This window comes from Microlunatus sp. GCM10028923, assembly GCF_042666975.1.
Taxonomy (GTDB): domain Bacteria; phylum Actinomycetota; class Actinomycetes; order Propionibacteriales; family Propionibacteriaceae; genus Microlunatus.
Genome location: NZ_JBHTFF010000036.1, coordinates 1 through 1,163, shown reverse-complemented (window position 1 = coordinate 1,163; position 1,163 = coordinate 1). Strand labels below are relative to the sequence as shown.

The following is a 1,163-nucleotide window of genomic DNA, read 5'->3' as shown; positions in this document are numbered from 1 at the left end:
GGAGAGGAAGAACGCGCGTTTGAGGTGTTTGTTGCCCGACCGGGCTGGGTGTTCGCCCCTGATCGAGGTGCCGGAGCGGCGGGTGACTGGGGCCAGGCCGGCGTAGGCGGCGAGGTGGCCGCTGGTGGGGAAGGTGGAGCCGTCACCGACCTCGAGCAAGATCCTGGCTGCGGTCCTGACTCCGACGCCGGGCATCGAGGTCAGGACCCGGGCAAGAGGGTGTGCATCGAGGACCTGTTCCACCTCGGCAGCGAGCTGGGCTCGTTGGTCGAGGGTCTCGGTCAGGCTGGTGGCGAGCCGCGGGAGGACTCGTTCGGCGGCCGCAGCGCCGGGAACGGTCACGGTCTGTTCGCTCAGGGCCGTGATCACGGCGTCGACCAGGTCGGTCGCGCCGCGCGGGTTTGCGGCCTTGGCGGTCTTGATCATCCGGGCTCTACCTGCGGCGGCCATGCCCATCGGGCCACCGTGGTTGATGATCAACGCCAGCACGGCCTTGGTGTGCAGTCGCGGGCCGAGGACGCGTTCCAGGGCAGGGAAAACCTGGGTCAGCAGGCCACGGATCCGGTTGGTCAACCGGGTCGCTTCGCCGGCCAGGTCGTCGTCGAACCCGACCAGGACTTTCAACTCGGCGAGCAGCTCCTCGCCGACATCGACGCGGCGCAGGGTGTGCGGCATCGTGCGGGCCGCATCAGCGATCACGTAGGCGTCGCGGGCATCGGTCTTCGCGTTGCCCGGGTGCAGATCAGCGATCCGGCGCATCGCCAGCCCGGGCAGGTAGGCGACCTCGATCCCCATCGCCCGGGCGACCGCGACCGGCAACGCGCCGATCGTGTTCGGCTGATCGACCACGACCAGTACCCGACCGTGCTCGGCCAGTTGACCGAACAGCAACTCGAGCCGGCGTTGATCTTGGGGCAACTCAGCATCGAACACCCGAGCGCCGTCGCGGTCCAACGCGCACGCGTGATGAGTGCTCTTCCCGACATCCAGTCCGCACCAGATCGCGAACGGCTCCTCGTTGACCAACGCTGCATCTCCTCTCTGCGGCAATCGGTCACCGATCAGGCATCAAGTCCCGGCAGCCACGTTACAAAGAGACCTCGTTGGGCCGTGTCCCTATCAGCGGTCACTCGACGCCACCCGACCCGGCGACAACACCCCCC

1 protein-coding gene is annotated in these 1,163 nt (G+C 68.0%); it reads right to left on the bottom strand.

The annotated features are described in order from the left end of the window. Positions 1-1,026 (bottom strand): IS110 family transposase (locus tag ACFQU4_RS37625; protein ID WP_377502456.1); only part of this gene is annotated, 1,026 nt, incomplete at its 3' end. Between the last annotated feature and the right edge of the window lie 137 nt (positions 1,027-1,163).